The 14555-nt window shown below is 63.7% G+C and carries 12 protein-coding genes; 6 read left to right on the top strand and 6 right to left on the bottom strand.

Annotated features, from left to right (window positions below):
* Positions 1-5: 5 nt before the first annotated feature.
* From MNR02_RS21350 to MNR02_RS21375, 6 genes are all read left to right on the top strand, one after another.
* Positions 6-995 (top strand): ABC transporter permease, encoded by a 990-nt coding sequence (locus MNR02_RS21350; RefSeq protein ID WP_241604016.1) that lies wholly within the window; start codon positions 6-8, stop codon positions 993-995.
* A 1-nt stretch (position 996) separates the two neighbouring features.
* Complete coding sequence (locus tag MNR02_RS21355) at positions 997-2016, top strand: sugar-binding transcriptional regulator (protein ID WP_241604013.1); 1020 nt, start codon at positions 997-999, stop codon at positions 2014-2016.
* Positions 2013-3008, top strand: coding sequence for an aldo/keto reductase (locus MNR02_RS21360; protein ID WP_241949767.1), 996 nt, complete (start codon positions 2013-2015; stop codon positions 3006-3008). Before MNR02_RS21355 ends, MNR02_RS21360 begins: the two co-directional genes overlap by 4 nt.
* Before the next feature lie 12 nt (positions 3009-3020).
* A complete protein-coding gene (locus MNR02_RS21365; protein WP_241949768.1) occupies positions 3021-4769 on the top strand; it encodes a glycerol-3-phosphate dehydrogenase/oxidase in 1749 nt (582 codons plus the stop codon).
* Positions 4742-5584, top strand: coding sequence for a class I fructose-bisphosphate aldolase (locus MNR02_RS21370; protein WP_241604005.1), 843 nt, complete (start codon positions 4742-4744; stop codon positions 5582-5584). The genes MNR02_RS21365 and MNR02_RS21370 overlap by 28 nt, the downstream gene beginning before the upstream one ends.
* 74 nt (positions 5585-5658) lie before the next feature.
* Complete coding sequence (locus MNR02_RS21375) at positions 5659-7188, top strand: FGGY-family carbohydrate kinase (RefSeq protein WP_241949769.1); 1530 nt, start codon at positions 5659-5661, stop codon at positions 7186-7188.
* 64 nt (positions 7189-7252) lie between these two features.
* Here the strand turns inward: MNR02_RS21375 and MNR02_RS21380 are convergent, their stop codons facing one another.
* The 6 genes from MNR02_RS21380 to MNR02_RS21405 form a co-directional block, all read right to left on the bottom strand.
* Positions 7253-7960 (bottom strand): ParA family protein, encoded by a 708-nt coding sequence (locus MNR02_RS21380; protein WP_241949770.1) that lies wholly within the window; start codon positions 7958-7960, stop codon positions 7253-7255.
* A 105-nt stretch (positions 7961-8065) separates the two neighbouring features.
* Positions 8066-9172, bottom strand: coding sequence for a chemotaxis response regulator protein-glutamate methylesterase (locus tag MNR02_RS21385; protein WP_241603996.1), 1107 nt, complete (start codon positions 9170-9172; stop codon positions 8066-8068).
* Positions 9172-10032, bottom strand: coding sequence for a protein-glutamate O-methyltransferase CheR (locus tag MNR02_RS21390; protein ID WP_241949771.1), 861 nt, complete (start codon positions 10030-10032; stop codon positions 9172-9174). The genes MNR02_RS21385 and MNR02_RS21390 overlap by 1 nt, the downstream gene beginning before the upstream one ends.
* 16 nt (positions 10033-10048) lie before the next feature.
* On the bottom strand, positions 10049-10543 hold the full coding sequence (locus tag MNR02_RS21395) for a chemotaxis protein CheW (RefSeq protein WP_241603990.1): 495 nt from the start codon (positions 10541-10543) through the stop codon (positions 10049-10051).
* 2 nt (positions 10544-10545) lie between these two features.
* Positions 10546-12360 carry a methyl-accepting chemotaxis protein gene (locus MNR02_RS21400; RefSeq protein ID WP_241949772.1) on the bottom strand — a complete coding sequence of 605 codons (1815 nt, stop codon included), beginning with the start codon at positions 12358-12360 and terminating at the stop codon, positions 10546-10548.
* A 183-nt stretch (positions 12361-12543) separates the two neighbouring features.
* Positions 12544-14454 (bottom strand): methyl-accepting chemotaxis protein, encoded by a 1911-nt coding sequence (locus MNR02_RS21405; RefSeq protein WP_241949773.1) that lies wholly within the window; start codon positions 14452-14454, stop codon positions 12544-12546.
* Positions 14455-14555: the final 101 nt, after the last annotated feature.

A 14555-nucleotide genomic window follows, 5' to 3' on the forward strand; every position in this document is an offset into this window, starting at 1 on the left:
AGACCATGGCTATCGATACGATGACGGCACCGTCGCCCAGGACATCGTCGTTCAGACGCATCGGCACCATGCGCGAGGCCGGGCTGATCGCCATCATTCTGGCACTCAGCATCGCCATGACCTTTGCGTCGCCGCACTTCCTGACGCTCGGCAACTTCCGCGCCATGCTGATGAGTTTCTCCGTCGATGGCATCGTGGTCGTCGGCATGACGATCCTGCTCATCGTCGGCGGCATCGACCTTGCCGTCGGCTCCGTCGTCTGCTTCGCGATGGTCCTGTCGGGCTCGCTCTTCCTTGCCGGGCTCGATCCCTGGTCGGCCTCGCTCATTGGCATTTTCGCAAGCGCGGCGATCGGCGGGGCCATGGGTTTCTTCGTGACCGTCGTCGGCCTCAACCATTTCATCACGTCGCTGGCGGCGATGGTGATCGTGCGCGGGCTTTGCCTCATCATTACCAAGGGCACGCCGCTGTCGCTCTTCACGCTGCCGGCGTCTTTCAAGCAGGTCGGGCAGGGCACCTTCTACGGTGTGCCTTATGTCATCCTGATCTTTGTCGCGGTCGTCGTCCTGTTCGACTTCCTTCTTCGTCGGGCGACCGCCTTCCGCAAGGTGTTCTATACGGGTAGCAACGAGAAGGCCGCGCTCTATTCCGGCATCAAGACAAATCAGGTGAAGTTCTGGGTCACGGTTCTCTGCTCGACGCTCGCAGGCGTTGCAGGCGTCATCTACATGTCCCGCTTCGGCGCGGCCACGCCCACCTTCGGCGTCGGCATGGAACTCAACATCATCGCGGCCGCGGTCATCGGCGGCGCTTCGCTCAATGGCGGCTCCGGCACCATTCTCGGCGCCATTCTCGGCATTGCGCTGCTGTCGCTCGTCACCTCCTCGTTGATCCTTCTGAACGTTTCGGTTTACTGGCAGGATATGATCAAGGGTTGCATTCTTCTCGCGGCCGTTTCGATCGACCATTTCCTGCACAAGCGGAAGGCCGCCTGACATGCCGATCGCCAGACTGAAACCACCGCTGAAATCCCGAGCAACGGCGCCGCGCGAGGAGATCGTCATCGCCCGGCAGATGCACCAGGCGCTCGTGCTGCATTTTCTGGAAGGCCTGACACAGGCGCAGATCGCCGACCAGCTCGGTATCTCGCACGCCACCGTCAACCGGCTCATCAAGCGCGGCCGCCAGCTCGGTCTCGTCGAGATCAAGATCAAGTCGCCGGTCGAACCGCTGGTCGATCTGGAGGAGCGGCTTCTGGCACTCGGCGGGATCAGCCGCGCGGTCGTGGTTCCGACCGTTTCCGATAATCCGCAGACCGCGCTTCTTGCGGTCGGCGCGGCGGCTGCCCGGCTGTTGCTGGAGGAGATCGGTGATGGTGACACCATCTGCATCACCGGCGGCAAGGGCGTGAGCGCCGTGGTCGCCGGCCTTCAGGCACCGCACCGCTTCGATGTCGAGGTCATTCCCGCGACGGGCTGCGTACAGGGCAAGCACTATACGGACGTCAACCACGTCTCGACGCTGATGGCCGAACGCCTCGGCGGCCGCTCCTGGCAGATCCACGCGCCGCTGTTTGCCGACGATGCCGCCCAGCGGGCGATGCTCATCAACATGCGCTCGGTGGCTGATGTCTTCCAGCGGGCCCGGGAGGCGAAGGTCGCGGTGGTCGGCATCGGCTCGATCCTGAGCTCGGATTCCACCTATTACGACCTGCATCCATCGCCGAGTGCGGACCGCGGCGCCATCGAGCATTCCGGCGCAAGCGCGGAACTGCTCGCCCATCTTCTGGATGGCGAGGGCCAGATCTGCGACTACTCGCTCAACCGTTCGCTCGTTTCGCTGACGCTCGCGGAATTCGCCTCGATCCCCATGAAGATCGGCGTGGCGAGCGGTCTCAACAAGGCAAGCTCCATCCTCAGCGTGCTGCGCGGCAATCATCTTGACACGCTCGTTACCGACGAGGCGACCGGCGCGCGCATCCTCGAGCTGGCATCCGAAGAAGGACTTTCCGCATGAGCGGCGAACAATTGATCCGCGATATCGGGCGCTCCGGCGTCAAGGCTTCGGCCGTCGGCCTCGGCACCTGGGCCATCGGCGGCTGGATGTGGGGCGGCACCGACGAGGCGCAGTCGATTGCCGCCATACAGGCGTCTCTTGATGCGGGCGTAACCCTCATCGACACCGCGCCGGCCTATGGGCTCGGCCGTTCGGAAGAGATCGTCGGCAAGGCCCTTGCCGGCCGGCGCGACAAGGCGGTCATTGCCACGAAATGCGGCCTGGTCTGGCACACGCAGAAGGGCAGGCACTTCTTCGATCAGGACGGCAAGCCGGTTCACCGCTATCTCGGCCGGGACGCGATCATCCATGAAGTCGAGCAGAGCCTGCGCCGGCTCGGCACCGATTACATCGATCTCTACATCACCCACTGGCAGGACCCGACGACACCCATTGCGGAGACCGTTGCGGCGCTTGAGGAACTCAAGAAGGCCGGCAAGATCCGCGCTATCGGCGCCAGCAACGTCAGTCGCGCCGAACTGGAGCAATACATCGCCACCGGCGCGCTCGACGCGATCCAGGAACGGTTCAGCATGATCGACCGCGAGATCGAGGCAGACCTGCTGCCGCTCACGGTTCCGAACGGCGTGGCGACGCTCAGCTATTCCTCGCTCGCGCTCGGCCTTCTTTCCGGCACCATCGGCCCGGACCGCGTCTTTGCGGGCGACGATCAGCGCAAGGACAATCCGCGCTTCTCCGTCGCCAACCGGCAGAAGGCCGGTGATTTTTCCGAGGCGATCAGGACTGTTGCCGAGCGGCATGATGCCAGCATCGCACAGGTGGTAATCGCCTGGACGCTGGCGCAGCCCGGCGTGACCTTCGCGCTGTGCGGGGCAAGAAGCCCCGCACAGGCGCTCGACAATGCAAGGGCCGGCACGCTTCGGCTCACGCAGGAAGACCTCGCGGTCATCAACAATGCCATAAAGGCGAAACTGGCCAATATGGACGGATAACGGACTGCCATCATGAACCGGAACGAGACTTTGGACGGGCTTCGCCGGAGCCCGAAGGTGGACGTGTGCGTCCTCGGCGGCGGCATCAACGGGCTCAGCGTCTTCCGCGAGCTGGCGTTGCAGGGCGTCAATGTGCTGCTCGTCGATAAGGCGGATTACTGCTCCGGCGCGAGTGCGGCGCTCTCGCGCATGGTCCATGGCGGCCTGCGCTATCTCGAAAATGGCGAGTTCAGCCTGGTCAAGGAATCGCTCATGGAGCGTGACAGGTTACTGCGCAACGCGCCGCACTATGTCGCGCCTTTGCCCACGACCGTGCCGATCTTCGATACCTTCTCGGGGCTGGCCAATGGCTTCGTGCGCTTTCTGGGCCTCACACGCCGCCCCAGCCGTCGCGGGGCCATTGCCATCAAGACGGGTCTCGGCATCTATGATTTTCTGACGCGCAAGCGTGCGCTGATGCCCAAACATCAGTTCCGCAGCAGGAAGGCGACGCTCGCCAAGTGGCCGTCGCTCAATCCATCGATCCGCAACTCCGCGACCTATTACGACGCGTGGGTCAGCCATCCCGAACGCATCGGCATCGAGCTTCTGCAGGACGCACTGTCTGCCGGTCCGAACGCCGGGGCGCTGAACTACGCGACGGTCGAGCAGGCCGGCGAGGGGACCTACCTGCTGCGCGACGACCTGACCGGCGAGACACTGCCGATTGTGCCGCGGCTGATTGTCAACGCCACCGGCGGCTGGATCGATATTGCCAACCGTACGCTTTTGACGGGCGCGGATGCACCGGCGCCACTGATGGGCGGCACCAAGGGCTCGCATCTCATCGTCGACAATCCGGCGCTGCGCGACATGCTCGATGGCCACATGGTCTATTACGAGAATGAGGACGGGCGCATCTGCATCCTGTTTCCCTATCTCGGCAAGGTGCTGGTCGGCTCGACGGATATCCGTGTCGACGATCCCGGCACGGTGCGCTGCGAGGCGGATGAGCGGGACTATATCCTGCAATCGCTCGCCTTCGTGCTGCCCGGCGTCAATATCCGGTCGGAGGAGATCGTCTTCCAGTTCGCTGGCGTTCGCCCGCTGCCGGCCAGCAAGGACAGCTTCACCGGCCGCATTCCCCGCGATCATTTCTGCACCGTGCTGGAAGGCAAGGACGGTGGCCCGTCGGTGCTGTGCATGATCGGCGGCAAGTGGACGACTTTCCGCTCCTTCGGTGAACTCGCCGCCGACATGGCGCTCGACCGGCTGGGGCAGGCGCGCCGTGTCGATACGGGCGAGCGGGCCATTGGCGGCGGGCGCGGCTTCCCTTCGGATCGCGCCGGATGGATCCGCAACGTTTCGGCCTCGACAGGCGTCTCCGTCTCGCGCATCGAAACGCTTTTCAAACGTTACGGCACGGAGGCTGAGGATGTCGCCCGCTTCATTGCGGCGGAAGACGACCGGCCGCTGCCGCACGAGGGATATAGCGTGCGGGAGGTCCTCTACCTCATCCGGGCCGAGGCCGTCGAACATCTCGACGACCTGCTTTTGCGCCGCACGACGCTCGCCATTTCAGGTGAATTGTCGCTCGGTATGGTCGATGCTGCGCTGGGCGTGCTGGCCGTCGAGAAGGTCTGGAGCCCAGAGCGTACGGCCGCGGAGCGGAACCGATTTCTTAGCCTCATGCGCGAGCGCCACGGCGTCGCGGAGGAAACCCTGTCCGCAAGGAACGAACAAAGGAGTGAACGATGCGAGACAACCGCAAGGTCCGGATGAACCGGCTGTTCGGCAACGGCCGTTGCCTGGACGTGGCGATCGATCATGGTGTGTGCAACGAGCCGTCCTTCCTCGACGGGCTGGAGAACATGCCCGCCGTGGTGAAGGCGCTGGTGGATGCGAAACCAGATGCGATCCAGATGAACTACGGCCAGGCGGAGCTGTTGCAGGACCTGCCCGGCAAGGACAAGCCGGCGCTCGTCATGCGCATCGACATGGGCAACCCCTATAACCGCATCCGTCACCGCGACATGTGGGCCGTGCTCCAGAACGAAGCCGAGCCGCTGGTCGGCGCGCTCGAGATGGATGCCGCCTGCGTGGTGGTAAACCTGTTCATGCTGCCGGACGAACCGGACCTCTTCCGCCAGTGCGTTCAGAACATTTCGCGCGTACGGGCCGATTGCGAGAAATACGGCATGCCGCTGATGATCGAGCCGCTGGTCATGCAGCCCGTCACAGAGCATGGCGGCTACATGGTCGATGGCGATGCCGACAAGATCGTCACGCTGACCCGGCTTGCCCGTGAGATGGGCGCGGATATCGTCAAGGCCGATCCGACGAGCAATGCCGAGGATTTCCACCGCGTCGTCGAGGCGGCACGCTGCCCGGTGCTGGTGCGCGGCGGCGGAAAGGAAGACCTTTCGGCCGTGTTTGCAAAATCTGCCGCCTTGATGCAACAGGGCGCCATGGGCATGGTCTATGGGCGCAACATCTACCAGCATGCCAATCCAAGCGCCGTCGTGCGCGGCCTGATGGCAATCATCCATGCGGATGCGAGCGGTGAGGCGGCCTATTCGCTCTATCAGCAGGGCTGATGTGAAGCATGCACCGGGGACGCCAGCGCGTTCCCGGTGCCGCGAAGGAAAACGAACCTTGGGAGGGGTTCAGGATGCCGAAATATCTATTGGGGCTCGACGCGGGCAACACCGTCATCAAGGCCGTGATCTTCGATCTCGAAGGGCGGGAACTCGCCCATGCGGGGCAGGAGGGCAAGAGCCGCATGCTGCGCCCCGGCCATGTCGAGCGCGATCTCGGCGAATTCTGGGAGAATGCCAAGCGGGTGATCGCCGCCTGCCTGGACAAGGCCGGTATCGCAGCGAGCGACATCGCGGCGATCGGCTGCGCGGGTCACGGCAACGGGCTCTACGCGCTCGATCGCGAGGGCGAGCCGCTCATTGGCATCCAGTCGATCGATACACGCGCCACCGGCCTTGTGGAGGAATGGGCGGCGCAGGGTGTCGGCGACCGAACCTATCCCATCGGCCGCCAGCGCCCCTGGCCCGCCCAGACGCCGACCCTTCTCGCCTGGCTGAAACGTTCCGAGCCCGCGCTTTTCCAGCGCATCGGCACGGTGTTCTTCGCCAAGGATTTCGTGGTCAACCGCCTGACGGGAAAGCGGATCAGCGAAATGTCGGACATGTCCGGAGCCGGCCTGCTCGATCTTGCCGCCCGCCGCTATGACAGGACGCTGATGGAGGCCTATGGCCTGGGCGATTGCATGGATCTCCTGCCGCCTTTGATCGAAAGCGCGGATATTGCCGGCACCGTCACGCAGGCCGTGGCGCTGGAGACCGGGCTTGCGGCCGGCACGCCCGTTGTCGGCGGGCTGTTCGACGTCGTGGCCTCCGCGCTCGGTTCCGGCGTTTCGCGCACCGGAAGCGCCTCGGTCATTGCCGGCACCTGGAGTATCAATCAGGTCATCATCGACGGGCCGGATCTCGATGGCCCCGTGTTCATGTCGTCCAGCTTTGACCGCACACGCTATATGGCCATGGAAAACAGCGCGACATCGGCGGCCAATCTGGAATGGCTGGTGCGGGAGTTCTTCGAGGGCGCGCATGACGAAAGCGTCTCACCCTTCGATGCCTGCTGCGCGCTTGCCGCCGCCGTCACACCCGCAGCCGACGATCCGCTCTACCATCCCTATCTCTACGGTGCCCAGCAGGATGGCCATGCACGGGCGGGCTTTTACGGCATGGCGGGCTGGCACACCAAGGGCCACCTGATCCGTGCGCTGCTGGAAGGTGTCGCCTTCGGTCACCGCCAGCACATCGAAACCATCCGCAAGGCCGGTGCGCGCTTCGAAGAGGCGGTGCTGTCAGGCGGCGGATCGCGCAGCATGCTCTGGCCGCAGATTTTCGCGGATGTGCTCGGCGTGCCGGTTTCCGTTGCGGTTTCCCGTGAGACGGGTGCGCTCGGGGCGGCCATTGCTGCCGGCACGGGCGTCGGCCTCTTTGCCGACTTTACCGAAGGTGCGAATGCGATGGTGCGGAGCGACCGGCACTACCGACCGAATGCTGCGATGGCCGCGCACTACGACCGCCGTTACGCCCTCTACACCGATATCGCGGCCGCAATGACGCCGCTCTGGCGACGCCTTTCGGCCGCTGACAATGCCGCGACGGGTGTCGCGGCATGATGAAGATACTTGGTCTTGCCGAATTGTAAGGCGCCGAAGCGATCCCGCTTCGGCCGGAAATGTTCTAGGCGACCTTACGCAGTACGGGCGCGCTTGCAGTGGCGGGGATGGCCATCTGCCGCAGCACGTCCATGGCCATGGCATGGGCGTTTTCCTGCGCCTTGTCGAGATTGGTAACGCGGCGCGGATCCATCGAATAAAGCGTTCCGCCGCAGCCGAAGATATCGCGGAAAGCCGCCCGTTCGCCGATGGGGGTGGGGAGAAGGTGCACGCGGCGCGCCGCCAGCAGGTCCTTCACGGCGTTCATGGCGCGCGTCGTCACCATGGAATTGACGCGGGTCAGCACGACGGAATGGCGGATGCGGATATTCGCCTTGTCTTCCAGATACTGCAGAAGCTCGATGACATTGGCACCGCCCTGGGCGTCCATGGCCGAGCCCTGCACGGGAATCAGCACGTAGTCGGCGTGGCCGACGGCCTTGGCGAGAAGGGAACTGCGCGAGCCGGGCAGGTCGATCAGCACGAAGTCGGCGCGCGCCTTCTCTTCGGCAAGCTGGCGGTCGATGGAGTTCATCGTGACGTAGGGAACGACGTTCAGGCGTTTGCCGAGCACGCCTTCGGAGGTCTCATACCAGCGGGTGATCCAGTGCTGCGGATCGGCGTCGAGCACGGACACGCGGTAGCCCATGCGGGCGAGCTCTGTGGCGAGCAGCAGGACGGCGGTGGTCTTGCCGGCGCCGCCCTTGGTGTTGGCGAATGTGATGACGGGCATGAGGTCCCCCGGAATGGTTCTCGAGCCGATCATTGCTCGCCTGGGGCACCTTGCATGGTGCGTCGTCATCCTCGCCAACTATGGTTAATCGTTGGTGTATTTTTCTCAATGCCGCCGGTCGGCAGCGAGAATTTCACGCGCGATCTGGTCGAGTGACACGATCTTGTCGACGCCGCCGTGGGCGATTGCCTCTTTCGGCATGCCGAAGACGACGGAGGAGGCCTCGTCCTGCGCCACCGTATAGGCGCCGGCCTGGTGCATCTCGGCCATGCCGCGCGCGCCGTCATCGCCCATGCCTGTCATGATCACCCCCATGGCGTTGGCACCGGCCGCGCGCGCGGCGGAGCGAAACAGCACGTCGACCGACGGGCGGTGGCGCGAGACGAGCGGTCCTTCACGCACGGCCACATGATAGCGCGCGCCCTGGCGTTCCAGCATCATGTGCCGGTCGCCGGGAGCGATCAGCACATGACCGCGCAGCACCGGATCGCCGTGAACGGCTTCCTTGACCTCGACCTCGCACAGCGAGTTCAGGCGCTTGGCGAAGGCGGCGGTGAACTTTTCCGGCATATGCTGGACGATGACCATACCCGGCGAATTGGCCGGAAGCTGTTCCAGCATGACGCGTAGCGCCTCCGTCCCGCCGGTGGAGGCACCGATGCACGCCACCATCTCGGTGGTCTTGGCCATGGCGCGGCCGGAGGGCGGCGGGAGCACGGCGTCGGCGGTCAGTTTCGTGGTCACATTGGCGGTGGCGCTTGCAGCAGCGGCCGCCATGGCGCGGCGTCCCGCGCCGAGGCGGGCGACGGCCGCACCCTTCACCGCCTGACGGATGCGCGCGCCGGATTCGGCGAGGTGGTCGGCTGCGCCGATCTTCGGCTTGAGGATGATGTCGACGGCGCCGGCTTCCAGCGCCTGCATCAGCGTCTCTGACCCTTCTTCCGTCAGAGAGGAGCACATCACGACGGGGATGGGTCGTTGCGACATGATCTTGCGCAGGAAGGTAATGCCGTCCATGCGCGGCATCTCCACGTCCAGCGTGATGACGTCGGGCATTTCCTCCTGGATCTTCTTTGCCGCCATGAAGGGATCGGAGGCGGCCCCCATGACCTCGATTTCCGGATCCTGCTCCAGAACGTGCGTCAGCGCCTGACGCACGCTTGCGGAGTCGTCGATGATGAGAACGCGGATCTTCTTGGTCGGAATGGGCATCAGATCTTCTTGAAAACCGTGTTGGCGACCTGGCGCACCGGCAGCGAAATGCCGGTGACCGTCTCGGAATGCCCGACATACAGGAAGCCGCCGGGGAGAAGGCAGTCGCACAGGCGCGTCAGCACCTTTGCCTGGGTCGGCTTGTCGAAATAGATCAGCACGTTGCGGCAGAAGATCATGTGCATCGGCTCGCCCACCTTGTAGGCGTTGTCCATGAGGTTCATGCGCGCGAAACCGACCGTGGCGCGCAGGCGCGGATGGACACGCACCTCGCCGCGCGAGGCGTCCTTCGAGGTCATTACGTATTTGCGACGCATCTCGGCGGAGACCGGCTGGATCATGTCGCGCGGATAGACGCCGCGCCGGGCGGCCTGCAACACGTCGGTCGACAGATCGGTCGCCAGGATGCGGTAGTCCATGCCTGACGTCCTCTCGACGAAGTCCTGCATGACCATGGCCATCGTATAGGGCTCGGCGCCGATGGAGCAGGCCGCGCTCCACAGCCGGAAGCGCTTGTGGCCGGCTGCCGCCAGTTCCGGAAGGCCCGTGCTTTCCATGAACTCGAAATGCTTGGGCTCGCGAAAGAAGTCCGTCTTGTTCGTCGTGACGGCGTCGATCAGGAAGATAGCTTCCTTCTCGATGCCGCCATGCTTGAAGAGGTAGTCGCAATAGCCATTGAAATCCGGGATGCCGGTTGCCCTCAGGCGCCGGCGCAGACGGCCTTCCAGCATCGTCAGCTTGGTGATCGGCATCTTGATGCCGCTGTAGTCGTAGATGAAGCGGGACAGGGCGTCGAAGTTTCGGCTGTTTAAGCCGTCCGGGCCTGTCTGCGCCTGCGTTTGTACTGCTGCTGCCGCCACGCGGTCCTCCTGAAACTTATGCCGTGGCCGCAAGGCGGTTGGCCGTGCCCATCATCGCCACTTCTGAGGTGGAGAAGAGGCGTGCGAGATCGACGATGACGACGAAGGCGCCGTTCCGGCGCACGACGCCGGAAATGTAATCGGAAGGCCAGCGAACGCCGATATCGGGCGCCCCCTCGATCTCGTCGTTACGGAACGGCACCACCTCGTAGACCCGGTCCGCGACGAGACCGAGCGTCAGGGTTTTCCCGTCGATCGGTACATCGAGCACCAGCGCCCGCGTGTTGTGCGTCTTCTGCGTCTTCGTCATGCCGAGACGAAGACGCAGGTCGATGACCGGCACGCCCTGGCCGCGCACGTCCCTCAACCCGAGCAGGTAGTCGGGGCCGTGCGGTATCCGGAAGGCATCCTCATGATCAAGGATTTCCCGGACGACCGAAACGGGCACCGCGAAGACCTCGTTGTCGAGAGAGAAGGTGACGTATTGGGATTCGGAGGACGGACCGGTCATGATCAAGCGCTTTCTCTGAAGTCGGCGTCGTCGGCGTCGGGGCCGCCCATCGACATGTCGAGGGCAAAGCCGCGGGCGCGGGCCTGCTGGGCATTGACGCTGTTGTCTGCCTTGCGGAACGCCGTGGCGGCCGGCTTGGCGGGCTGGCGAGCCGCGACGGGAGCGGGGCGACGCTGCATGGAGGCCTGGGCGCCCGATGACATGTCGACGCGGAAGAAGGCGATCGATGTCTGCAGTTCCTCGGCCTGGGCGGCGAGTTCTTCAGACGTGCCCGACATCTCCTCGGATGCGCCGGCATTCTGCTGCGTCACCTTGTCGAGCTGCTGGATCGCTTCGTTGATCTGCGAGGCGCCGATATCCTGTTCGCGGCAGGCGGCCGAGATTTCGGAGATCAGTTCGGCGGTCTTGCGGATATCGGGCACCAGGCGGGTCAGCATCTCGCCGGCTTCGGTCGCGACGGAAACCGTCTGGCCGGAGAGCGTGCTGATTTCGGCAGCGGCAGCCTGGCTGCGTTCGGCAAGCTTGCGCACTTCCGAAGCGACGACCGCAAAGCCCTTGCCATGTTCGCCGGCACGGGCGGCTTCCACCGCGGCGTTAAGGGCGAGCAGGTCGGTCTGGCGGGCGATTTCCTGCACGATGGAGATCTTCTCCGCGATGGTGCGCATCGCGCCGACGGCGCGGCCCACGGCATCGCCGGACGCTTCCGCATCCTTGGCCGACTGGCGGGCGATCTTCTCGGTCTGTGCGGCGTTGTCGGCGTTCTGCTTGATGTTGGCGGCCATCTCCTCCATCGAGGCGGATGCCTCTTCGGCAGACGATGCCTGCTCGGTCGCGCCCTGCGAAAGGGTTTCGGAGCTTGCAGACAGTTCCTGGCTGCCAGACGAGACATTGCTTGCCGCCGAAAGCGCATCGGCCACGACGCCGCGCAGGCGCTCAACCATGCTTTCCAGCGAAAGGCCGAGCGTATCCTTGTCTGAAAGCGGCTTCGGCGTCACCGTCAGGTCGCCATTGGCGATCTGGTCGGCAATCGTGGCGGTGTTGCGCAGGTTACCGGTCATGCGCTGCATGGAGTTGACGAGGTCCTTGATCTCGTCATTGCTCTTGTAATCGATGTCCTGCTCCAGATCGCCGATGGCCACCGCATCGGCAAGCCGGGCGGCTTTCTGCAAGCCGCGAGCGATGCTGAGCGAAAGCCAGATGGCGATGGCCGACGAGAGCAGGATCAAACCCACCACGACGGCGACAAGGGCCGAACTGATGAAGTCGTACTGAGCGTTCGTCGCCGCGTCCGTTTCGCTAAGGTCCTGTTCGATCTTCTCGTTCAGGGCCTTCAGCGTCGCAAGCACATCTTCGGTCACCTTGGCGCCACTGCCCATGGAAAGTGCTGCGGCACGCTGGTTGCTCTCAGGTGTATTCAACTTCGCGAGACGAAGGATTTCGTTCTGAGACTTCTCCCAGTCCGGAAAAGCAGCGCGGAATTCGCCGATCTTGGACCGAATGCCTTCGTTGGTTTCATTGTCAAACAGCGCCAGCGACTTGCTGATGGCATCGTGCTGGATGTCGACGGCATCGACATAGCTCTGGATCTGAGCTGCATCGGTGTTGAGAACGGCGTTCTTCTCCTCACGGATAGCCGTCAGTACGGCTTGGGAAAGGTCACCGGAATTGCGCAGATTGGCGGTCGGTCCCTTAATGATGTCAGTGATGGCGGCGTTCAGCGACGAGAGGTTCATGATGGACATGGCCGCCATGCCGCAGGTCATGGCAATGATGACGCCGAACGCAATGGCGAGTTTGAGTTTGATGGTGAAACGCATCTCGAAAAGGTCTCCTTGGGCACATCGCCCTGTTATTGCGGGACACAACGCGGTGTCCGTTATGCGTGAAGACCGATACACTCACCCTTCCGCAGGCCGCCGGAGCGGCCCTTGAGCCGGCGCGTACACACGCCGGTTTTTGCCGCCGCGCATCCTTCCGGCTGCGCGGCAGTCATTGTTCAATCACGCGCTTTCGCGGAAATCGTCATCGTCGGCGTCGGGGCCGCCCATCGACATGTCGAGGGCAAAGCCGCGGGCACGAGCCTGCTGAGCGTTGACGCTGGTGTCTGCCTTGCGGATCGGCTTGGCGGGATGGCGGGCGGCGACCGGTGCCGGGCGGCGCTGGATGGCAGCCTGGGCGCCGGATGAAAGATCGACCCGGAAGAAGGCGATGGATGCCTGCAATTCCTCGGCCTGGGCGGCGAGTTCTTCCGACGTTCCGGACATCTCTTCTGATGCGCCGGCGTTCTGCTGGGTCACCTTGTCGAGCTGCTGGATCGCTTCGTTGATCTGCGAGGCGCCGATGTCCTGCTCACGGCAGGCGGCCGAGATTTCGGAAACCAGTTCGGCGGTTTTGCGGATATCGGGCACCAGCCGATTCAGCATGTCGCCGGCTTCAGTGGCGACGGAGACGGTTTCACCGGACAAGGTGCTGATTTCGGCGGCCGCCGCTTGGCTGCGCTCGGCGAGCTTGCGCACTTCCGAAGCAACGACGGCAAAGCCCCTGCCATGTTCGCCGGCGCGTGCTGCCTCGACGGCGGCGTTAAGCGCGAGAAGGTCGGTCTGGCGGGCGATTTCCTGCACGATGGAGATCTTCTCCGCGATGGTACGCATGGCGCCGACGGCCCGGCCCACGGCCTCGCCGGAGGCTTCGGCGTCCTTGGCGGACTGGCGGGCGATCTTCTCGGTCTGTGCGGCGTTGTCGGCGTTTTGCTTGATGTTGGCAGCCATCTCCTCCATCGAGGCGGATGCCTCTTCGGCGGAGGACGCCTGCTCGGTCGCACCCTGCGAAAGGGTTTCGGAGCTCGAAGACAGTTCCTGGCTGCCTGAAGACACGTTGTTTGCCGCCGAAAGCGCATCGGCCACCACGCCGCGCAGGCGCTCCACCATGCTTTCCAGTGAAAGACCGAGCGTATCCTTGTCGGAAAGCGGCTTCGGCGTCACCGTCAGGTCGCCATTGGCGATCTGGTCGGCAATCGTGGCGGTGTTGCGCAGGTTGACGACCATGCCCAGCATGGCGTGACCCAGAACGTCCTTGTCGGACAGCGGCTTCGGCGTATCCGACAGGTCACCGTTGCCGATCTGGTTGGCAATATTGGCCGCTTCGCGCAGATTGCCGGTCATGACGTTGATGGTCGATACCAGATCCTTGATCTCGTCATTCGTCTTGACGGAAATCGTCTGATCGAGATCGCCGATCGCGACGGCTTCAGCGGCGTCACGAATCTTTCGCAGGCCGGAATTGATTCCAAGCGCGATCCAGAACGCTGCACCCACGGCAAGAACGAACGCGACCACGGTCAGCGCGGCGAGAGTGTAAAGCGCGCTTGCATAGCGGGCATCGGCGACAATGTCGGAATCCTTGATCGCCACCTCGGTAAGTGCGGCGAGGTCCTCGGTCATCTTGTCGAGCTTTTCGCTGGCGACAGTGCCTTCCGTCTGGTTCAGCTCGATCGCCATATCCCGCTGTCCCGACGCGATAAGCGAGACCATTCTTTCGTTGATAGCCAGATAATCGTCCCAGAAGTCGCGGATTTCCTGCCACTTCGACCTGAATTCATCTGTGGCGCTTGCCTCGCCTTGCTTGAGCGCCGTCTCGAAAGCTTCGCGCTCCGCCGCCATTGTCGCCTTTGCCTTGTTGGCGCGCTCAACCGTCGAAGCCATGAGGAGGTCCGCCTCGGCGAGGCCGAGGCCGTCAAAGGCGCCTGCGAGATCGTCGGCATAGTCGTCCTGCTGAATAGGACCTTCAAGAAGGCTGTCCCGGAGCGAATTCATCTCGCTCATGCTTCGGACGCCGATACCAGCAGAAACGCAAAGGAGAAGGATCAGAAAGCCGAAGACGAGGGCGAGCTTCGATTTGATGGTCAGACGCATCTAGTAGGTCTCCTTAATCACAGATGCCTTGTTTTGGAGGGACACCGAAACATGGCGTTCTTATGCGTGAAGACCGATACACTCACCCTTCCGCGGGTCGC

Origin of the sequence: Shinella sp. H4-D48, assembly GCF_022637395.1 — a bacterium.
GTDB classification, from domain to species: domain Bacteria; phylum Pseudomonadota; class Alphaproteobacteria; order Rhizobiales; family Rhizobiaceae; genus Shinella; species Shinella sedimenti.